The organism is Sporosarcina sp. QA0331 (assembly GCF_055808055.1).
This window is the reverse complement of sequence record NZ_CM147850.1, coordinates 2229224-2250879: the sequence shown is the minus strand read 5'-3', so window position 1 is coordinate 2250879 and position 21656 is coordinate 2229224. Positions and strand designations below refer to the sequence as shown.

Here is a 21656-nt window from a genome sequence, read left to right as displayed (position 1 = left end):
GTTAAGAAAAAACACTTTACAAACATGAAAAACCTTGATAATATACTATCTTGTGTGAAACTATTCGGAGGTGCAAGAAAAAATGTCAGTAAAAATTCGTCTTAAACGTATGGGAGCAAAGAAAACTCCTTTCTATCGTATTGTTGTAGCAGATTCACGTTCACCACGTGATGGTCGTCAAATCGAAACAGTAGGTACTTACAACCCACTTACAAAACCTGCTGAAGTGAAAATCGACGAAGAATTGGCTCTTAAATGGCTTCAAAACGGTGCTAAACCTTCTGATACAGTTCGTAACCTGTTCTCAGAACAAGGCATCATGGAGAAATTCCACAACGCTAAATACGGTAAATAATCAGGAGGGGTGGACATGAAGCAGCTGATTGAAACGATTGTCAAACCTTTGGTCGATCATCCCGGAGATGTGCAGGTCGACAAAGATGAGCAACATCATCGTGTCACTTACAAACTTTCCGTAAATCCCGAAGATATGGGGAAAGTGATCGGAAAGCAAGGGCGTGTCGCAAAAGCGATACGAACTATTGTTTATTCAGCAGCGGGAAGTCGCCACGGTAAGAAAGTTTACCTTGATATTGTTGATTGACATTCGTCATGAACAACAGGTTTCCGAGAGCAGACTCAACGTTTGCTAAAGAACCTATCACAAAAAAGGAGGGAGCTCATGTTCCTTCCTTTTTTGTCTACTTATGGAATGCATCCAAGTCCCGAATGAAAAGGAAGGTGTATTGTATGCAATGGTTTAATGTTGGAAAAATTGTCAACACACATGGAATACACGGTGAAGTTCGTGTTATTTCACGCACCGATTTCCCTGATGAAAGATACGCAGTCGGAAGTGAACTCACTTTATTCATGCCGAATGAAAAAAAGCCGATTAAATTAATCGTGGCAAGTCATCGACGCCATAAGAACTTCGACCTTCTAACATTTGAAGGGCATATCAATATCAATGATGTCGAAAAGTACAGGGACGGCATACTGAAGGTTTCTGAGAAGCAGCTCGGCGATTTGGAAGAGGGCGAGTTCTACTATCATGAAATCATCGGCTGCACTGTCATTACAGATACGGGCGAGGAAATTGGAGAAGTGACGGAAATAATCGAAACAGGGGCCAATGATGTTTGGACTGTGACGCCGAAAAACGGAAAACCTCATTATATCCCTTATATCGACGATGTCGTCAAAGAAATCGATATCGAGACGAAGCAAATTATCATCGAGCCGATGGAAGGGCTTCTTTCATGATGAAGATTGATGTCCTTTCGCTGTTTCCTGAAATGTTCGAAGGAGTCCTCCACTCTTCCATTATGAAAAAGGCGCAGGAAAATGAAGCCGTCACATTCAAAGTGACCGATTTCAGAGACTTCTCCGGCAACAAGCACCATAAAGTGGACGACTACCCATATGGAGGCGGTGCGGGGATGGTTTTGAAACCCGAGCCGCTCTTTGCGGCAGTCGAATCACTCGCCCTTGAAGAATCAAAGAAGCCACGTGTCATCCTCATGTGTCCTCAAGGCGCTAGATTCAACCAACAAAAGGCCGAGGAGCTGTCCAAGGAAGAACATCTCGTTTTCCTTTGCGGCCATTATGAAGGCTATGACGAGCGTATACGCGAGCATCTTGTCACAGACGAAATATCGCTCGGAGACTTCGTACTGACAGGCGGGGAGATCGCATCCATGGCAATCATCGACAGCGTCGTCAGACTACTGCCGAATGTATTAGGAAACACGGATTCCCCTGTCCATGATTCATTCTCGACAGGACTCCTCGAACATCCCCAATACACAAGACCAGCTGATTTCAGAGGCATGAAAGTTCCCGACATCCTATTATCAGGAAACCACGCCGAAATCGAAAAATGGCGCCAAGAACAATCACTAAAACGCACATTCGAACGCAGGAAAGATCTTTTGGCTGACGCCCCATTAACAGATCATCAACAAAAAGTATTGAAACATCTTCTCGAAGAAAATGACAAATAATTTTCTAGGATCTTTAAGTAAGTTGATTATTGGGAAGTTCCGTTGATTGAAGTGGAAGGCGGCGACTCCTGCGAGCGCCGTTACGTAGAACGGCGTTTGCGACCAAAAGTGGAGCGTTGGGAGCAGGATGAAGCTGCCTTAATTTCTGCAAAAAGCGCAGAAATACGGCAAATCGAACTCGTCGTGGTTCGATTGGCTCACCGTCCGCCCCCGGAAAGCGACCGCCTGTAGCGAAAATCAACTTTTAGGGCTTGCATCAGCTAGCCCTTTATGATAACATCTACTATGTGCTTCTATGGGAAGTACATACTGACTGGTGTTCCGCTGCAAAGGCAAAAAGTGCAAGAGCATCTGTGGATAAGGAGAGAAAAACATGCAAAACATTATTGCAGAAGTAACAAAAGACCAACTTCGTACAGACCATCCTGATTTCCGTCCTGGGGACACTGTCCGCTTGCACGTGAAAATCGTTGAGGGCACGCGCGAGCGTATCCAATTGTTCGAAGGTGTCGTTATCAAGCGTCGTGGTGGCGGAATCAGTGAAACATTCACAGTCCGTAAAATCTCCAACGGTGTAGGTGTTGAACGTACATTCCCTGTACACACACCGAAAATCGCTAAACTTGAAGTTACTCGTCGCGGTAAAGTACGTCGTGCGAAATTGTACTACCTTCGCAGCCTTCGCGGAAAAGCTGCACGTATCAAAGAAATTCGATAAAATTCAAACAGCGGGGATTGCATCTCCGCTGTTTCCTATTAAACAGAAGGAGACCAGAAAAATTGGTCTCCTTTCTTTTTGCCTCTAGCTCCGTGCGCTGAAAAACGATGCCTTAATTTCTGCAAAAACCGCAGAAATACGGCAAATCGAACCCTTCGCTGTTCGATTGCCTCGGGTCATAAGTCAGCTCTGCTACACGGCAAATTGCGCCGTTTCGCAGATCCGCCTTATGCCTGTCGACTCTTTTCGGGCGCACTGCGCTTTTGTTCTTTGCCTCTAGAAAGAATAGACTGTACAATAAGGATAGTGACTTGGCAGGAGGCTTTGTGATGAATGAAGAGAAGAAAAAAAATGAAACTTGGGAATGGATCAAAGCGTTATTAATTGCGTTTGGATTGGCGGCAATTATCCGGATCTTCCTATTCACACCGATTGTTGTAGACGGTATTTCGATGATGCCGACTCTTGAACACGGTGACAAAATGATCGTCAACAAAATCGGCTACACACTCGGCAAACCCGACCGTTTTGACATCGTCGTATTCCATGCACCTGAGAAGAAAGATTACATCAAAAGGGTCATCGGCCTTCCAGGGGATAAAGTGGAATATAAAGATGATGTTCTCTACATTAACGATCAACCTTATGACGAACCATACCTTGATCAATATAAAGCCGAAGTAACAGAAGGCACCCTAACCGAAGATTTCACACTGGAAGAGAAAATCGGTGTGCAGACAGTCCCAGAAGGCCATGTCTTCGTAATGGGCGACAACCGCCGAAAAAGTAAAGATTCCAGACACATCGGAGCAGTACCGATTGATGAAATTATTGGAAGCACAAAATTCATTTTCTGGCCGATCAGTGACTTCGGCATGGTGGACTGAAAGAAAGGATGAAATCAATGACCATTCAATGGTTTCCCGGCCATATGGCCAAAGCAAGACGTGAAGTGACGGAGCAATTGAAGCTTGTTGACATCGTATTCGAATTGATTGATGCTCGATTGCCTCTCTCTTCAAGAAACCCGATGATCGATGAAGTCATCCAGCAAAAACCGCGATTGCTCATCTTGAATAAAATGGACCTTGCAGACGAGAAAGAAACGGAACGTTGGATCAAGCACTTCGATTCGAAAGGAATCCGTGCCGTTGCCATTAATTCCTTCGAAGGTAAAGGACTGCAAACCGTGACGAAAGCGGCGAAGGAAATACTTGCCCCGAAAATCGAGCGTTTGAAGAAGAGAGGCATACGGCCAGGAGCGATTCGCGCCATGATTGTCGGAATCCCTAATGTCGGGAAGTCGACTTTGATCAACCGCTTGGCAAAGAAAAATATCGCGAAGACAGGCAACAAGCCGGGCGTCACAAAAGCACAGCAATGGATCAAATTCGAAAAGGAACTTGAATTGCTCGACACTCCCGGAATCCTTTGGCCAAAATTTGAAGACCAGGCTGTCGGTTATAAGCTTGCGCTCACAGGCGCAATCAAGGATACGATCGTCAATATGGAAAGTTTGGCGGTTTACGGGCTCCGCTTTTTAGAGGAACATTACCCCGACCGACTCGAGCAACGATACGGAATCGCGACCGTAGGCGACAATATCCAAAAGGTATTCGACGTGATCGGCGAGTCCCGAAAAGCATATACACAAGGCGGCGAAATCGATTACGACAAAGTGGCTGAGTTGATTATCCAAGACATCCGCAATGAGTTGCTTGGCAAACTGACTTTCGATTTTACGTCTGATTTAGTACAGGTCGATGACGTCACGGAATAAACCCGTGACTTATCGACCTTTTCTTATTGAGACAATCACAATCCGGATTTTTATCCGATATATAAATAGAAGGTGAAGAAAATGAAGACGATTAAAGAAATTTCCGAAATACTGAAACAAACCACAGACCCAGAGCCATGGATGAAAGAATTGGAAGGCGACTACCGCGCAGGCGTTAAAACCGAATTGAAAAAATGGTATCGCAATTACGAGAAAAAACAACTGTTGGAAGAAATGCTGCAAGAAAAAATCAATTTTGATGCTACATATAAAACAGCCGAAGACACACTCGTTGCAGGTGTTGATGAGGCTGGCAGAGGTCCACTCGCAGGACCGGTCGTATGTGCTACCGTTATATTGCCAAATGAAGCTCCGCAACTGCTAGGCCTTAATGATTCAAAAAAGTTATCAGTCCAAGAAAGAAATCGATTAGCTTCTATTATTAAAGACATCGCGATCAGTTATTCAATACATATTCAATCAGCAGAAAGAATCGATCAAATAAACATCTATGCAGCTACTCGAGAATCAATGGAAATAGCTGTAACGAATCTACACATTCAACCGGATATCGTCTTGGTGGACGCCATGAAACTACAACTGAGCTGCAAGACAGTATCGATCATTAAAGGGGATGCTCAAAGTCTTGCCATAGCGGCCGCTTCCATTCTTGCAAAGACAACGAGAGATCAATTGATGGACGAACTGCATGTAGAATTCCCGATATACAATTTTAAGAAAAACGTAGGATACGGCACGGAGGAGCATGTGGAGGCGCTGCACTTGCATGGACCGTGCAAACACCATAGAAAGACGTTTGAACCTGTTAAATCGATTTTGGAAGGAAGGTGAGCTCCAAGATGAATTATCCATCGATTCCCCGTTTGAGCAGCAAGTCCATATCTGTATCACAACAGCCTTTAACAATGCGGGAAGGCCAAATGTTTCATGGGCAAATTAAACAACTTTATCCGGGCCAGATGGCGGAGGTGCAAATCGGTGGACAAAAATTGATGGCAAGACTGGAAGTGCCTATGAAAGCGGGCGACGCTTATTATTTTCAAGTGAAATCAGTCACTCCTGAACTGCAAATCAAAGTTATTTCAGGGCCTTTACAAGCAACTGAAGGACAAGCGAGGCAATTGTCGAACTTGATGGATTCGATGCAACTCCCAAAATCTCCTGAGATGCAAAGCGTATTAAATCATTTTTTGAATCAAAAGCTTCCCATTTCCAAAGAAGTCTTGCTGGAAGCGGTCAGGCTCTTGAAAACAGTTCAACCATCTATTTATAACGAAGCGCTCAACTCCATTCAGAAATTAGTCGAATTGAAATTACCACTTACTGAAGTCAATTTACAGTCACTACTAGGAGTAGAGATTAAAGAAGGGCTCCACAATAACTTGAATTCATTAAGGAATGCGTTGCGCGAAGATACAGGAATACAAACGCAGTTGAAAGAAACAATCCTTTCGACGTTAGGAGCAGGAGGCAAGGTGATAGCTTCTGCCACGGAAAGAGCGTTGTTAAGTGCTGCGATGCTGCAAGTGTTAAACGAAACTGCTCCTCGGGAAGAACGATTCCAAGTTTTGCAGATGCTGAAGAGCTCAGGGATTATGCCTCCGAGTGCAACGCTTGCCAATTTACAGTCAATACTCCATTCAGATTTGATTGACAGTACCGTAATTCTGCCGAAGATGGAATCGGGAAGCCAGGCCATGGAGTCGCGCGCTATCAGCTCGTCGAATCCGACCCAAATAACGACTTCCACATTATTGGAAAATTGGAAATCTGTCTTACGAGCAGACTCTTCCGGTACCTCTGCAGGTGGGGGAGTCGAGTTAAGCCGACTGAAAGATTTGCTCAAAAACGAATCTGTCCTGCAACAGCCAAATAGGCTTCAGCTGACAGCTCTTTTAGAAGAATTGGAAAGCAATCCTTCTATCGATATTAGAAACTCACTAATCGGTGAGCAGATCAGTAAGATGATGGTCCGCATGGTAATGGAACAAAACCAAGCTATGCCGTTTCGTTCTGATACGACAACCGGTTTTGCAAAACTATTGAACTCAGAAACCGTTGATGTCAAGCTTCCGGAGCTGTTTCGGGCAATGGAGCAATCGCCTTTGCCGATAGTGAAGGAATTGATTCGGAATGCTCAAGTCGCAGTCGAGCTTGCGATTGACGGCAAAGTGATGAAAGAGTCGATGCAAACCATTTTTAAATCACTCGGACTTAATTATGAAGCGGAGTTGCTTCATCGAAATACGGACATCAGCAAGATCATGGAAACGCTGAAACCTCAATTGGTCGCACTGTTGCATGACAGCTCAGTATCTCCTGCATTGCGTGAAGCGGCGGAGATGGTAATTATGAGAATGAACGGCACGCTCATACATTCCGGTGACTCAGGCGTGAGCCAGCAAATTATTATGCAGCTGCCCCTTGAGTTCCTCGGCAAACGGATCGATGCAACGCTCCAATGGAATGGAAGGAAAAAGGACGATGGTAAAATCGATTCGGATTTTGCAAGAATACTTTTTTATTTGGAATTGGAATCGATCCATAAGACAGTCGTCGATATGCAAGTTCAAAATCGAGTCGTCACTCTAACCGTTTTCAATGAAACAGCTCAATTAAGGGATATCGGTCATCTCTTGCAGGAAAAATTACGTATGGGACTCGAATCGGTCGACTATCGATTGTCTGGAGTCACCTTTAAAAATTTTGAGGAAGAAGGAAAAAGAGAGTCAAAAAGGCGGAATGAAATGATTTCAGATCAAGGTGGGGTTGACTTCCGGATATGACAGAACAAAAACATACTCGTAAAGAAGCAGTCGCGTTGTCCTATAATCCGAATGCCGGCGATGCTCCGAAAGTTGTCGCAAAAGGAAAAGGCAAAATTGCGGAAAACATTTTGAGCAAGGCGCAAGAGCATGACGTTCCGATACAAGAGGATCCAACACTGGTCGAATTGCTAGGGCAGCTTGAAGTGAATGAAACGATTCCTGAGCAATTGTATCAGGCAGTGGCGGAAGTGTTTGCATACATCTATCAAGTGGATAGGGAGCATGGATCTCGGAAGAATAATAGGGTGGAATGACGAAAGGTATCAAAAAATATCAAAAAATGCTTATATGCCTACAACAATTGTGGACATTATTTTACATCTTTACTACAATGGATACGGCAGTAAATTATGAGCTACAAGTTCGAATGGAGGATGTAAGATGAATATCCATGAATATCAAGGAAAGCAGCTGCTCAGAGATTATGGCGTTGCTGTTTCAAACGGTCGGGTAGCATTCTCACCCGATGAAGCTGTAAAAGCGGCAAAAGAACTCGGTACGGACGTTATCGTCGTCAAAGCGCAAATCCATGCAGGTGGACGTGGTAAAGCGGGCGGTGTTAAAATCGCTAAAAATCTTGACGAGGTGCGCGAGTATGCAAAAGAGCTTCTTGGCAAAACCCTTGTAACCCATCAAACAGGCCCTGAAGGAAAAGAAGTGAAACGACTTCTCGTCGAAGAAGGATCCGATATCAAAAAAGAATATTATTTAGGTCTTGTCGTTGACCGCGCTACAGATCGCGTTACTTTAATGGGATCTGAAGAAGGCGGAATGGATATCGAGGAAGTCGCTGAAAAGACACCTGAAAAAATCTTCAAAGAAGTTATCGATCCAGTCGTCGGCTTAACAGGCTTCCAAGCGCGCCGTATGGCATTCAACATGAACATCCCTACACATCTTGTGAATAAAGCTGCAAAATTCATGCTAGGACTCTACCAAGTGTTTGTAGAAAAAGACGCATCAATCGTTGAAATCAATCCACTTGTCGTCACAGGTGATGACAATGTCCTGGCATTGGATGCAAAATTCAACTTTGATGATAATGCATTATATCGTCATAAAGATATCGTGGAATTACGCGATTTCGACGAAGAAGATCCAAAAGAAATCGAAGCTTCCAAATACGACCTTAGCTACATATCCCTTGATGGCAACATCGGCTGCATGGTAAACGGTGCAGGTCTTGCAATGGCTACGATGGATACAATCAATTACTACGGCGGTTCACCGGCTAACTTCCTTGACGTTGGGGGCGGCGCTACTGCTGAAAAAGTTACAGAAGCATTCAAAATCATTCTCTCTGACGATGCCGTCAAAGGAATTTTCGTCAATATTTTCGGCGGTATCATGAAGTGTGACGTAATCGCGGAAGGTGTAATTGCTGCTGCAAAAGAAGTAGGCCTTGAAGTGCCTCTCGTTGTCCGTTTGGAAGGTACAAATGTTGACAAAGGTAAAGCACTATTGAACGAATCAGGGTTAAATATCATCGCTGCTGACACGATGGCAGACGGTGCACAAAAGATTGTTGAACTCGTAGGCTAAGAAAGGCAGGGACAAACGATGGCAATTTATATTAATAAAGACACTAAAGTGATTGTTCAAGGTATTACAGGCTCAACAGCGCTTTTCCATACGAAGCAAATGCTTGAGTATGGTACGAAAATCGTCGGCGGTGTTACACCGGGCAAAGGCGGCACAGAAGTTGAAGGAGTACCTGTATTCAACACAGTTGAAGAAGCTGTAAAAGCAACAGGTGCAAATGTATCAGTCATTTACGTTCCAGCTCCATTTGCGGCGGATGCAATCATGGAAGCTGTAGACGCTGATTTGGATATGACAATCTGTATTACAGAACATATTCCGGTCATAGACATGATTAAAGTGAAACGCTACATGGAAGGTAAGAAAACACGTCTTGTCGGACCGAACTGCCCAGGTGTCATTACATCTGATGAGTGTAAAATCGGCATCATGCCTGGATATATCCATACAAAAGGCCATGTAGGCGTTGTATCGCGTTCAGGAACATTGACATACGAGGCTGTTCACCAGCTTTCGCAAGCGGGTATCGGTCAAACGACTGCCGTTGGTATCGGTGGAGACCCTGTAAACGGAACAAACTTCATCGACGTACTAAAAGAATTCAACGAAGATCCTGAAACTTATGCGGTCGTCATGATCGGCGAAATCGGCGGTACAGCTGAAGAAGAAGCGGCTGAATGGGTGAAAGCCAACATGAACAAACCTGTTGTCGGCTTCATCGGCGGTCAAACTGCACCTCCAGGAAAACGTATGGGCCACGCTGGCGCAATCATTTCCGGCGGTAAAGGTACAGCGGCAGAAAAAATCAAAGCGATGAATGCTGCAGGCATCGAAGTAGCTGACACGCCTTCTGTTATCGGCGAAACGCTTATCAAAGTCCTTAAAGATAAAGGGCTTTACGAAAAATGTAAAACTCATTAATCAACTGTACGGCATGCAGGTAAAACTGCATGCTGTTCTTTTACATATTCACGAATTGGAGGAGAAATCATGTGAAACTGTCTGATGTAGACCGAAGGCTGCTCGCTTTGCATTATGTTTATCCAGTTCCGTTTAATAAAACTGCAGAAATTTTGAAGATGGACCCCGATCTTCATAACCTGTTCAAATTTCGAGCAGATGATTTGGCAAGGCTGCTACAAATCCCCAAACAGAAAGCAGTCCAGCTGAATGAACAGCTGAAAAGGCACGAACAAACCCCTTTTACTCTTCTTTATCATCGAGAGAAAATCATCCCTATTCCAATTACGAACGCTGCCTATCCGAAACCGTTGAAATGGCTTATAGACCCTCCTACCGTCCTCTACGTGAAAGGCGATCCAACGATATTGGACACAACTTGTAAAGTCGCAATCATAGGTTCTCGAAAAGCGACCGACTATACAAAGAATGCGCTTTCATTCATCGTTCCGCCGCTAGTCGATCGGGGCGCTGTAATCGTTTCTGGCCTTGCAAAAGGGGCGGATACGATGGCTCACGAGTCCACTATCCACTTTGGCGGAAAAACGATTGCGGTCCTTGGCCATGGCCTATTCCATTTGTATCCGTATGAAAACAAAAAGCTTGCAGAGAAACTAGCTGACCACCACTTATTGCTGACGGAATATCCTCCTTATATGAGACCTGCCAGATGGACATTTCCAATGAGAAATCGGATTATCAGCGGTTTGTCCGAATCGGTTATCATTACAGAATCGGAAGAAAAGAGTGGTACGATGAGCACTGTGGATCATGCACTTGAGCATGGAAAGACTATTTATGCAGTTCCTGGCCCCATTACATCGTCTTTATCGCTAGGGCCGAATAAATTGATTGAACAAGGAGCAAAACCTATTTGGAACGGCTTTCAGGCGCTTGAAAACCACTCTATTCACTGACGGTAAAAACATGCCTTTTATTGAAAAGGTTGATTTTAAATCAAATCTGTTATACATTTTGCAACAGATATCCTTTTACATCCGAATACACCGTGAAGAGGATTGGGCAAGAACAAATAGATAGCCCTACGGAAATGTAAAAAGGGAACCTCTATGAGGAGGAACATGATAAATGGCAGATTACTTAGTAATTGTAGAATCGCCAGCCAAGGCGAAAACAATTGAGCGTTATTTAGGAAAAAAGTATAAGGTACGTGCTTCCATCGGGCATTTGCGGGATTTGCCGCGAAGTCAGATGGGTGTAGATACCGAAAATAATTATGAACCGAAATACATTACGATACGCGGAAAAGGACCGATACTCCAAGAATTGAAAAAAGATGCCAAAAAAGCGAAGAAAATTTTCCTCGCGGCTGACCCCGACAGAGAAGGGGAAGCAATTGCGTGGCATTTGGCACACCAATTAGGCATCGATATCGATTCGGATTGCCGCGTCGTTTTCAACGAAATCACAAAGGATGCTATCAAGGAATCTTTCAAACACCCGAGGCCGATCGATATGAACCGGGTAGACGCTCAACAGGCTAGAAGGATACTGGATAGACTTGTAGGCTACAATATTAGTCCGATTCTTTGGAAGAAAGTGAAGAAAGGATTGTCTGCCGGGCGTGTACAATCAGTCGCACTCCGCTTGATCATCGATCGGGAGAATGAAATCAAAGCTTTCGTACCTGAAGAGTATTGGAGCATTTCGGGACGATTCACCAAAGACGGCAAAACATTTGAAGCATCATTTTACGGTGATGCATCGAAGAAAATGAAGCTTGAAAATAAACAGCAAGTTGATGAAGTTCTATCCAAAATGTCAGGCGATGAATTTGAAATCGTCAACGTTGTCAAAAAGGAAAGGAAGAGAAATCCTGCCCCTCCATTCACAACATCTTCCTTGCAACAAGAAGCAGCTAGGAAATTGAATTTCAGAGCACGGAAAACAATGATGCTTGCCCAACAGCTTTATGAAGGAATCAACATCGGAAAAGAAGGCATTGTCGGTCTTATCACGTATATGAGAACGGATTCTACACGGATTTCTGAAGGTGCCAAAGGAGAAGCTGTCTCCTTCATCGAAACGATGTACGGCAAGGAGTTCGTTGCTACATCGAAAGCGAAGGCTAAGGAATCAGCTAATACACAAGACGCGCATGAAGCAGTTAGACCGACATCAGTCATGAGGCCTCCTGAAGCGATGAAAGCGTTCTTATCGCGAGATCAGCACAGACTCTATAAATTGATATGGGAGCGATTTGTTGCAAGTCAGATGGCTTCTGCTGTGCTAGATACGGTCACTGCAGATCTTATGAATGGCGATGTCAAATTCAGGGCAACCGGTTCGGAAGTAAAATTCCCTGGTTTTATGAAAGTCTATATCGAAGGAGAAGACGATCAGGTAGAGGAAAAGGATCGCATTCTGCCTCCGCTTGAGAAAGGGGAGCGCGTGAAAGGAAGCGAAATCGATCCGAAGCAGCATTTCACGCAGCCGCCACCAAGATATTCAGAAGCTCGACTTGTTAAAACATTGGAGGAGCTTGGAATCGGCCGACCGTCAACTTATGCACCTACACTCGACACGATTCAAAAACGAGGGTATGTTACATTAGACGCTAAACGATTCGTTCCGACAGAGCTTGGAGAAATTGTCCATCAAGCGGTTAACCAATACTTCCCAGACATCATTAATATCGAGTTCACTGCAGATATGGAGAAGAATCTTGATGATGTTGAAGATGGAGAGGTTGAATGGAAGCAGGTCATCGATGAATTTTATAAAGAATTCGAGAAGCACGTCAAAGTTGCTGATGAAGAAATGGAAAAGATCGAGATCAAGGACGAGCCCGCCGGTGAAGATTGCGAGAATTGCGGATCGCCAATGGTGTTCAAAATGGGCCGGTACGGAAAATTCATGGCTTGCTCGAACTTCCCCGACTGTAGAAATACAAAAGCGATTATCAAGCCGATAGGAGTCGCTTGTCCATCATGTAAAGAGGGGCAGGTCGTCGAGAGGAAGAGCAAGACGAAAAGGATTTTCTACGGCTGTGATAGGTACCCTGAGTGTGAATATGTATCATGGGATAAACCAATAGCAAGGCCTTGCCCGAAATGTCAAAGTACATTAGTTGAAAAAAGGCTGAAAAAAGGTGTGCAAATTCAATGTACGGAATGTGACTACAAAGAGGATGCGCAAGAATAAGAAGATTGAAAAGAGGATGGCTGAATGACACCAATCGTAAATGTCATCGGAGCAGGACTTGCCGGGAGTGAGGCGGCTTGGCAAATCGCCTCCCGGGGAGTTCAAGTCCGTTTATATGAAATGAGACCTGTAAAGCAGACGCCAGCCCATCATACTGATAAATTTGCGGAACTAGTCTGCAGTAATTCATTGAGAGCGAACAATTTGACGAACGCGGTAGGGATCATCAAAGAAGAAATGCGCAGGCTCAATTCCCTCATCATCAATGCAGCGGATGCATGTGCGGTTCCTGCTGGAGGAGCACTTGCGGTCGATCGTCATGAATTTGCAGGAAATGTGACAGATAAAATTAAAAACCATCCGTTAATTGAAGTCATCAATGAAGAAGTGACGGTATTGGATGAAATGATGGAGGGGATCACAGTCATTGCGACAGGTCCTTTAACTTCCCCTACATTGGCGGAGCGCATTCGGGAATTGACGGGAGAGGAATATCTCTATTTCTATGACGCCGCCGCTCCGATTGTCGAAAAAGACTCCATCGATATGGAGAAAGTATATTTAAAGTCGCGATACGATAAAGGCGAAGCCGCCTATTTGAACTGTCCAATGAACGAAGAGGAGTTTAATCGATTCCATGAAGCGCTACTCAATGCAGAAGTCGCTCCTTTAAAGGAATTTGAGAAAGAAGTGTATTTCGAAGCTTGCATGCCTGTCGAAGTGATGGCTCGACGGGGAGAGAAAACACTCTTATTCGGTCCGATGAAACCGGTCGGCCTGGAAGACCCGAAGACGGGGAAACGCCCGAAAGCAGTCGTTCAATTGCGTCAAGACGATGCTGCAGGAACTTTGTATAACATTGTTGGGTTCCAGACGCATATGAAATGGGGAGCGCAAAGAGAGGTGCTTCAACTTATTCCGGGTCTGGAAAACGTTGAGATTGTCAGGTATGGAGTTATGCACCGGAATACGTTCATTAATTCCCCTCGCGTCCTAAATTCTACTTACCAACTGAGGTTGAACAGCAAAATCTTCTTTGCGGGCCAGATGACGGGCGTGGAAGGATATGTCGAATCAGCTGGCTCCGGTTTGATTGCCGGAATTAATGCTGCAAACTTGGCGTTGGATAAAGAACCGATCCAATTCCCGAAAGAGACCGCGTTAGGAAGCATGGCCAGATATATAACGGAGGCCGATCCAACAAACTTCCAACCAATGAATATCAACTTTGGATTATTCCCTGATTTAGGCGAGCACATCAAGTCGAAAGTCGAACGCGCAGAGAAACATGCTGAACGTGCATTCAAAGCACTTGAGCAGTTTCAACCTTCCTTACAAGTGTAAACTGAAGGCTGCACATGACGGATACTATTCCGCATGTGCGGCTTTTTAATGTGATGCTCCTAAAAATTGAACAAACTGTGTCTGAAAAAATAGCAGATGTCTGACATCCTAAGACGATTAAGTTGCCGTAACAATATACTTTACGTTATAGTGAATCGTGGATGACTTTTGAATTTCCGAATTAGTCCTCCTATTCGATTAATGGCAGTTTCTAGCGGGTTCAAAAAAAGAAAAAATAACCACTATTCAAACATGTTCCAATTTTGCTATAATTGACAGAGTGATTCATATGGGGGTGAAGCACTTGCGACGAATTGGTCCAGAGACTGTTCTTGACGAATACATATCTTACATACGACTGGAAAAGAACTATTCATCTTGGACGGTTTCGGAATACAGCAATGATATTCAAGAGTTTTTCACTTTTTTATCCCAAGAAGGAATTGCTGATCTGAATGATGTCGAGTATCCTGAAGCAAGATTGTATATAACAACGCTGTACGATAAAGGTTTAGCTAGGAAGACAATCTCAAGAAAGATTTCATCGATTCGTTCGTTTTATAAGTTTGGCAATGCTCGATTCGGGATAAATGATAATGCATTCCGATTATTGCATCATCCAAAGAAGGAAGAGCGGCTTCCGGCTTTTTTTTATGAAAAGGAATTGGCGTCGCTCTTTGAAGCATGCAATGGAGAAGATCTGAAATCATTGCGAAACAGCGCTCTTCTTGAACTGCTGTACGCCACTGGAATCCGGGTAAGTGAGCTGACATCCATTGAATTGGGTGATATCGATAACTCTCTCGGTATCGTCAAGGTGATGGGGAAAGGCAGGAAAGAGCGCTACGTCCCATTCGGAAGCTTCGCTCAGGATGCACTTGAATCCTATATGGAAAAATGTCGTCCTGTATTAATGAAGAAGAAAAGTCATCAATCACTGTTTGTCAATTTACGTGGTGATCCGATAACGGACAGGGGTGTCCGTCATGTGCTAAGTGCGATGATGGAAGAAGCGGCTATTAACGGAAAGATTTATCCGCATATGATCCGCCATTCCTTTGCAACACATCTGTTGTCGAATGGAGCAGACATTAGAACAGTACAAGAATTGCTTGGCCATAGTCATTTATCTTCGACACAGGTGTATACACATGTCACTAAAGAGCATTTACGGAAAACGTATATGAAAACACATCCGCGAGCTTAGGAGGATGAACTGATGGAATTTCATTCTACAACGATTTTCGCCGTCCGACACAAAGGTGTCTGTGCGATGTCGGGTGATGGACAAGTGACGATGGGAGAATCCGTTGTCATGAAACATACCGCTAAAAAAGTGAGAAGACTATTTGGCGGTAAAATAATTGCTGGATTTGCGGGATCGGTTGCCGATGCTTTTACGCTGTTCGAACTATTCGAAGGCAAGCTCGGTGAATTCAATGGAAATTTGGAACGCGCCGCTGTAGAGCTAGCTAAAGAGTGGCGGGGCGACCGTATTCTAAGAAAGTTGGAGGCAATGTTGCTTGTCGCCGACAAAGATCGGCTTCTGCTCGTATCGGGAACCGGTGAAGTAATCGAACCTGATGACGGCGTACTTGCGATCGGATCTGGTGGCAACTATGCATTAGCGGCAGGACGCGCACTGAAAAAATATAGCGGCGACACACTTACCGCCGAGCAGATTGCCAAGGCTGCCCTTGAAACCGCAGCTGAAATATGTGTCTACACAAATGACCGGATTATTGTGGAGGTACTCGAATGAATAAAAAACAGGAATTGACCCCTCGCGAACTCACTGCTTACCTGGATCGATATATTGTAGGGCAGGATGCTGCAAAACGGGCAGTTTCCGTTGCAATCAGGAACAGGTATAGAAGAAGCCTTTTGACAGATGATGAAAAGAGAGAGATCATCCCTAAAAACATTCTAATGATTGGACCGACAGGCGTAGGGAAGACTGAAATAGCAAGAAGGATTGCAAGACTTGTCAACGCCCCTTTCGTAAAAGTCGAAGCGACGAAGTTCACTGAAGTCGGATATGTAGGCCGAGATGTCGAATCGATGGTTAGAGATTTGACAGAAGCGGCGGTCCGAATCGTCCGGGACGAAATGCGCGAATCTGTCAAGGGCCAAGCGGAGAAGCTTGCAGAAGAGCGGCTTGTCGAATTGCTCGTTCCTGAGAAAAAACGCAAAGCCAATATGCAAAATCCTTTTGAAATGCTTTTTGGGCAAAAGACTGAAGAGGACGATAAAAATCCTGAAGAAGCGAATGATCTTAGCCGAAAAAGGTCAGAAATCGCCCGTCGTTTAGCAGCAGGTGAACTGGAAGAAGAGTCAATCACGGTGGAAGTTTCTTCTCAACAACCATCGATGTTTGATGCCCTGCAAGGTTCGGGAATGGAACAAATGGGCGCAAGTATGCAGGATGCGTTATCTTCGCTCGTGCCGAAAAAGATGACGAAACGCAAAATGAAGGTGAAAGATGCAAGGAAGGTCCTTCAAGCTGAAGAAGCGGATAAGCTGATCGATCATGATGAAATCGCAAGAAAATCCGTTGAATTGACTGAGCAATCCGGCATCATCTTCATCGATGAAATGGATAAAATTGCGAGTCGGAGCAATGGAAGCGGGTCATCTGCAGACGTTTCAAGGGAAGGGGTCCAAAGGGACATACTGCCAATCGTTGAAGGTTCAACGGTTACAACGAAATATGGCCCTGTGAAAACTGATTTCATCCTATTCATCGCGGCAGGCGCATTTCACATGTCGAAGCCGTCGGATATCATTCCGGAGCTTCAAGGACGCTTTCCGATCCGAGTGGAGCTTGAAAAGCTCTCGAAAGAGGATTTCGTCCGGATTTTGAAAGAGCCCGACTTTTCGTTGATTAAGCAATATGAAAAATTGTTAGCAACGGAAAATGTCGAAATCGAGTTCTCAGAAGAGGCGATCGAAAGAGTTGCTGAAATTGCATTCGATGTGAATGATAATACCGAAAATATCGGCGCAAGAAGATTGCATACGATATTGGAGAAATTGCTTGAAGAATTATCGTATCAAGCTGCTGAGATTGGACCGTCATCGATTAAAATTACAGTTGCATATGTCGATGAAAAGTTGAAAAATATCGTTAAAAATAAAGATTTGTCACATTTTATATTATAATGAGGGCGTTTTAGTTTATTTAACGATTGAAAAGCTTTAGAATATTCTTAAATACAAAAGGAACTTTAGGAGGAAATATTTATGTCTTTATTAGCAAAAACAAGAAAAATTAATGCAATGTTACAAGAAACAGCAGGAAAGCCAGTTAACTTCAAAGAAATGGCTGAAAAACTCAGCTTGGTTATCGAATGTAATGCTTTCATCGTTAGCAGAAAAGGAAAATTGCTCGGCCTTGAAATCCATCAGCAAATAGAGAATGAACGTATGAAGAAAATGTTCCAAGATCGTAAATTCCCTGAAGAGTACACGCAAAAACTTTTCGAAGTGAATGAGACATCATCCAATATCGATGTATACAGCGATTATACTGTGTTTCCTGAAGAGGAACGTGAACTGTTCAAAGAAGGTTTGACGACTGTCGTTCCAATCATCGGTGGTGGAGAGCGTCTTGGGACTCTTGTACTTGCTCGCCTGAAAGAAAAATTCACTGAAGATGATCTAATCCTTGCTGAGTATGGCGCAACAGTTGTTGGCATGGAAATTCTTCGTGAAAAAGCTGAGGAAATCGAAGTGGAAGCGCGTAGCAAAGCAGTAGTACAAATGGCTATCAACTCATTATCCTACAGTGAACACGAAGCGATTGAGCATATCTTTAAAGAGCTTGATGGCAATGAGGGCCTTCTTGTCGCTTCCAAAATTGCAGACCGCGTAGGGATTACTCGTTCCGTTATCGTCAATGCTTTGCGTAAGCTGGAAAGTGCTGGCGTAATTGAATCCCGTTCACTTGGTATGAAAGGCACATACATTAAAGTATTGAACAGCAAATTCCTAGAAGAACTTGAAAACCAAAAGAATTAATTGTCTAAACACTTCGGCTATAAATCAGCCGAAGTGTTATTTTTATGGGAAGGAATGAGTACTCGGTCTACTGGTGAATAATACTAAATTGCTATATTGTGAAATTAGTCCTAAGAACTATAAAGACAACGATTTGACATAGATAAAAGGGTTGTTTTGAACTAATTCTATTTTAATTAATATGATGGACAAAGTTCGCCAAAATCCGATACAATAAGATATGTGTTTTCATTGAAAGTTTTATAGAAATGATTATCTTCCTAATAGAATCTATTAAACATTTGAGGTGAAATATAGTTATGAACATTTATGGTTCAACGATTTCGCTACTTGAGAAGGGTTTGGATTTTTCTTCTGCAAAGGGGAAAGTTATTTCGCAAAATATAGCAAATATCGACACACCAAATTACAAGGCGAAACATGTCAATTTCAAGGAAATGATGCATGAAGCCCAAAGTAAGCCTATCAATGCGTATCGGACGAATGAACTGCATTTCGATTTTGCTTCCAAAGCTTCTCAACCGGGTATAGCCAAATATGCCAATTTTCGATATAGGCAAGATGGCAATGGTGTGGATATGGATAAGGAGCAGGCAGATCTTGCAGCAAATCAGATTTATTATAATGCTTTGGTCGACCGTCTCAGCAGTAAATTCAACTCTCTACAAAACGTCATAAAAGGAGGCCGATAATCATGTCTATTTTCCATAGCCTTAATACTTCAGCCTCGGCACTAACAGCCCAGCGACTAAGAATGGACGTCATTTCCTCCAATATGGCTAATATCGAAACAACTCGTGGGAAGATGGTAGATGGTGAGTGGCAGCCATATCGTCGGAAGACTGTCAGCTTACAGCCAGCAGAAGGACGTTTTTCATCTATGCTTCAAGCAGCGATGAGAAGTCGAGATAAAGGGGCGGCGGGTTACGGAGTAACAGTCTCTCGCATCCAGGAAGATGTTGAAACTCCGTTCAAGCTAGTCTTTGATCCAACCCATCCAGATGCAAATGAGGAAGGATATGTCCAAATGCCGAATGTGGATCCGTTACGAGAAATGATCGACCTTATGTCGGCGACTAGGTCCTATGAAGCGAATGTCACAGTGCTGAACGCCAACAAAGCGATGCTTATGAAGGCCCTTGAAATAGGGAAATGATGAACTGGAAGGGGATTGATGACTGATGCCGATACAATCCATACAAGGTGCAGGGAATCCAGCAGGATTGATGAAAATCAATCAAGGTATTCAACCAACGCCATTTGAATCGCAGAAAAGCTTCGGAACATTTTTGAAAGATGCCATCCAAGAAGTGAACGTCAAGCAGATCGAATCGGATACAATGACCCAAAAACTTATTTTAGGCGAAAATGTAGATTTGCATAACGTCATGATTACCGCGCAAAAAGCGTCAATCGCTTTGAATGCAACGATGGAAGTAAGAAATAAGGTCATCGAAGCATATCAAGAGATTATTAGAATGCCAGTTTAAAAGCGAAGGCGACCGTTTTAGCCCCTACAAGCAGGGCAATGATGTGCTCGCAACGCTTCACTTTTGCTCGCAAACGCCGTTCTTCGTAACGGCAGAGCGAAGATGTGCTCGTAACGCTTCGCTTTTACTCGCAAACGCCGTTCTTCGTAACGGCGTTGACTATGTAAGCAGACCGGGGGATCAGAATGAAAGAAAGATTGACGAAAATTGGGACTGACTTGAGGCAGTTCTGGTCGAGTCGCACAAAACGACAAAAAACAACATATATCGGGTCCGCGGCTGCTGTCATTATTTTTGCTGCATTTTTAACGTATTTCCTGTCGAGGACGGAATTTGTCCCTCTATACAGTGACGTTTCGCGTGCAGAAATAGGACGTATCAAGGAAGAATTGGATGTGCAAGGCGTACCTAGCCAAATTGCGCCAGGTGGCACGTCTATCCTCGTTCCGAAAGAACGAGTTGATGATCTCCTTGTCACCCTTGCAGCGGAAGGGTACCCGAATACGGGAACAATCGATTATTCGTTCTTCTCTCAGAACGCTGGTTTTGGTACGACAGATAATGAATTCAATATGATTAAACTTGCTTCAATGCAAACCGAATTGGCGAATTTGATCAAAGGCATTCAAGGCGTGCAGGACGCGAATGTAATGATAACATTGCCGACGCAAAGTGTCTTTTTAAATGAAACTGTCCAAAGTGCAAGCGCGGCAATCATGTTGAAGACAGAACCTGGACATCAGTTTACAGAATCTCAAATAACGGCCTTATATAATTTAGTATCAAAAAGTTTACCGAATTTATCTACAGACGATATCGTTATTATGAACCAGTACTCCGAATACTTCGATTTGAAATCGCCTGGTCAGTCAATTGGCACTAATATTGTCGACCAAATGGATTTAAAGAAGACGATTGAACGCGACTTGCAGAGAAAAGTTCAAATGATGCTAGGCACAATGGTTGGTCAAGACAAAGTCATCGTCTCCGTTACAACAGATATCGACTTTAAACAGGAAAACAGACAAGAGAATTTAGTTGAACGTGTGGATGAAGACCTTGATAGCTTAGCGATCAGCGTGCAACGGATAACAGAATCATTTTCCGGTAACGGCGCTGCCGCGGGAGGCGTGCCGGCAGGAGAAGACCCAACCGATAACGTGACAAACTACGTGGAAGGCAACAACGCTAACGGAGATTACGAGCGGTTGGAAGAGACGATTAATAATGAAGTGAACCGAATCCGGAAAGACATTGTAGAAAGTCCTTATAAAATTCGTGACATAGGTATTCAAGTCATGGTGGAACCGCCGGACGTAAATGATATCGCTTCATTGACACCGGGTGTGGAAGAGGATATTCGAACAATATTGGAAACGATTATTAGCACTTCCATCGATAAAAGTTATGTGCCTGTAGATGTCACGGACGAGTATTGGGAAGACAAAATTGCAATTTCAACACAAATTTTCAATGGGAAGATGGCTACAGTTCCTCAAACGGCAGCTAGCGTAATCCCGTGGTGGGTATATGCGATAGGCGCAGCATTACTCGTTGTCATTGCAATATTGGTCGTTGCATACTTCCGTAAACGTAAACAAGAAAGAGAAATGGAAGAAGCTATTATACTCGAGGAACAACGTGAAGCATTGCATGTAGAAGACATCAATGTTGAGCATGAGACGGAAGCGACCCTTCGCAAAAAGCAACTTGAAAAGATGGCGAAGGATCAGCCTGAAGAGTTTGCCAAGTTGTTAAGAACGTGGATAGCCGAGGATTGAC

At 43.8% G+C, this 21656-nt stretch carries 24 protein-coding genes; all 24 read left to right on the top strand.

Translation table 11 applies throughout. The features are described from left to right. The first annotated feature begins 82 nt into the window (after positions 1-82). The 24 genes from rpsP to fliF all read left to right on the top strand — a co-directional run bounded on the left by rpsP (position 83) and on the right by fliF (position 21655). Complete coding sequence (rpsP, locus tag AC0L13_RS11295) at positions 83-355, top strand: 30S ribosomal protein S16 (RefSeq protein ID WP_060209070.1); 273 nt, start codon at positions 83-85, stop codon at positions 353-355. Positions 356-370: 15 nt separating this feature from the next. Further along, positions 371-604: a KH domain-containing protein gene (locus tag AC0L13_RS11290; RefSeq protein WP_252503628.1), complete on the top strand. Its 234-nt coding sequence runs from the start codon at positions 371-373 to the stop codon at positions 602-604. A gap of 146 nt (positions 605-750) precedes the next feature. Then, on the top strand, positions 751-1266 hold the full coding sequence (gene rimM / locus AC0L13_RS11285) for a ribosome maturation factor RimM (RefSeq protein WP_473639620.1): 516 nt from the start codon (positions 751-753) through the stop codon (positions 1264-1266). Beyond that, the gene (gene trmD, locus AC0L13_RS11280) at positions 1266-2006 is read left to right on the top strand and encodes a tRNA (guanosine(37)-N1)-methyltransferase TrmD (RefSeq protein WP_473646962.1); all 741 of its coding nucleotides are present in this window, start codon (positions 1266-1268) and stop codon (positions 2004-2006) included. The genes rimM and trmD overlap by 1 nt, the downstream gene beginning before the upstream one ends. A 42-nt stretch (positions 2007-2048) precedes the next feature. Then, positions 2049-2237 carry a hypothetical protein gene (locus tag AC0L13_RS11275; protein ID WP_473639618.1) on the top strand — a complete coding sequence of 63 codons (189 nt, stop codon included), beginning with the start codon at positions 2049-2051 and terminating at the stop codon, positions 2235-2237. Positions 2238-2379: 142 nt separating this feature from the next. Continuing rightward, the gene (gene rplS / locus AC0L13_RS11270) at positions 2380-2724 is read left to right on the top strand and encodes a 50S ribosomal protein L19 (RefSeq protein ID WP_239429775.1); all 345 of its coding nucleotides are present in this window, start codon (positions 2380-2382) and stop codon (positions 2722-2724) included. A gap of 329 nt (positions 2725-3053) precedes the next feature. Next, positions 3054-3611 (top strand): signal peptidase I, encoded by a 558-nt coding sequence (lepB, locus tag AC0L13_RS11265; RefSeq protein WP_473639616.1) that lies wholly within the window; start codon positions 3054-3056, stop codon positions 3609-3611. 17 nt (positions 3612-3628) lie between these two features. Beyond that, positions 3629-4504 carry a ribosome biogenesis GTPase YlqF gene (ylqF, locus tag AC0L13_RS11260; protein ID WP_473639613.1) on the top strand — a complete coding sequence of 292 codons (876 nt, stop codon included), beginning with the start codon at positions 3629-3631 and terminating at the stop codon, positions 4502-4504. Positions 4505-4585: 81 nt separating this feature from the next. Then, positions 4586-5356: a ribonuclease HII gene (locus tag AC0L13_RS11255; protein WP_473639611.1), complete on the top strand. Its 771-nt coding sequence runs from the start codon at positions 4586-4588 to the stop codon at positions 5354-5356. Between the two features lie 8 nt (positions 5357-5364). Then, entirely contained in the window at positions 5365-7311 is a 1947-nt protein-coding gene (locus AC0L13_RS11250; RefSeq protein WP_473639609.1) for a hypothetical protein, read from the top strand. Continuing rightward, positions 7308-7607: an EscU/YscU/HrcU family type III secretion system export apparatus switch protein gene (locus AC0L13_RS11245; RefSeq protein ID WP_473639607.1), complete on the top strand. Its 300-nt coding sequence runs from the start codon at positions 7308-7310 to the stop codon at positions 7605-7607. Before AC0L13_RS11250 ends, AC0L13_RS11245 begins: the two co-directional genes overlap by 4 nt. 127 nt (positions 7608-7734) lie before the next feature. After that, positions 7735-8895, top strand: a complete 1161-nt coding sequence (gene sucC / locus AC0L13_RS11240; protein ID WP_440499536.1) for an ADP-forming succinate--CoA ligase subunit beta — start codon at positions 7735-7737, stop codon at positions 8893-8895. Between the two features lie 18 nt (positions 8896-8913). Continuing rightward, entirely contained in the window at positions 8914-9816 is a 903-nt protein-coding gene (sucD, locus tag AC0L13_RS11235; RefSeq protein ID WP_473639604.1) for a succinate--CoA ligase subunit alpha, read from the top strand. Positions 9817-9887: 71 nt separating this feature from the next. Then, positions 9888-10772: a DNA-processing protein DprA gene (gene dprA / locus AC0L13_RS11230; protein ID WP_473639602.1), complete on the top strand. Its 885-nt coding sequence runs from the start codon at positions 9888-9890 to the stop codon at positions 10770-10772. 172 nt (positions 10773-10944) lie between these two features. Then, entirely contained in the window at positions 10945-13020 is a 2076-nt protein-coding gene (topA, locus tag AC0L13_RS11225) for a type I DNA topoisomerase (RefSeq protein ID WP_473639600.1), read from the top strand. Between the two features lie 24 nt (positions 13021-13044). Next, on the top strand, positions 13045-14364 hold the full coding sequence (gene trmFO, locus AC0L13_RS11220; protein WP_473639598.1) for an FADH(2)-oxidizing methylenetetrahydrofolate--tRNA-(uracil(54)-C(5))-methyltransferase TrmFO: 1320 nt from the start codon (positions 13045-13047) through the stop codon (positions 14362-14364). 313 nt (positions 14365-14677) lie between these two features. Continuing rightward, a complete protein-coding gene (xerC, locus tag AC0L13_RS11215) occupies positions 14678-15571 on the top strand; it encodes a tyrosine recombinase XerC (protein ID WP_473646959.1) in 894 nt (297 codons plus the stop codon). 9 nt (positions 15572-15580) lie between these two features. Beyond that, positions 15581-16126, top strand: a complete 546-nt coding sequence (hslV, locus tag AC0L13_RS11210; RefSeq protein WP_473646957.1) for an ATP-dependent protease subunit HslV — start codon at positions 15581-15583, stop codon at positions 16124-16126. Continuing rightward, a complete protein-coding gene (gene hslU, locus AC0L13_RS11205; RefSeq protein WP_473639596.1) occupies positions 16123-17526 on the top strand; it encodes an ATP-dependent protease ATPase subunit HslU in 1404 nt (467 codons plus the stop codon). The genes hslV and hslU overlap by 4 nt, the downstream gene beginning before the upstream one ends. Before the next feature lie 81 nt (positions 17527-17607). After that, positions 17608-18384 (top strand): GTP-sensing pleiotropic transcriptional regulator CodY, encoded by a 777-nt coding sequence (gene codY, locus AC0L13_RS11200; protein WP_473639594.1) that lies wholly within the window; start codon positions 17608-17610, stop codon positions 18382-18384. A 299-nt stretch (positions 18385-18683) separates the two neighbouring features. Beyond that, positions 18684-19076, top strand: coding sequence for a flagellar basal body rod protein FlgB (gene flgB / locus AC0L13_RS11195; protein ID WP_473639592.1), 393 nt, complete (start codon positions 18684-18686; stop codon positions 19074-19076). A gap of 2 nt (positions 19077-19078) precedes the next feature. Further along, positions 19079-19540 carry a flagellar basal body rod protein FlgC gene (gene flgC / locus AC0L13_RS11190; protein WP_473639590.1) on the top strand — a complete coding sequence of 154 codons (462 nt, stop codon included), beginning with the start codon at positions 19079-19081 and terminating at the stop codon, positions 19538-19540. A 70-nt stretch (positions 19541-19610) separates the two neighbouring features. Further along, complete coding sequence (gene fliE, locus AC0L13_RS11185) at positions 19611-19874, top strand: flagellar hook-basal body complex protein FliE (protein WP_440499657.1); 264 nt, start codon at positions 19611-19613, stop codon at positions 19872-19874. 185 nt (positions 19875-20059) lie between these two features. Beyond that, positions 20060-21655, top strand: coding sequence for a flagellar basal-body MS-ring/collar protein FliF (fliF, locus tag AC0L13_RS11180; protein WP_473639588.1), 1596 nt, complete (start codon positions 20060-20062; stop codon positions 21653-21655). The last annotated feature ends 1 nt before the right edge of the window (position 21656 follow it).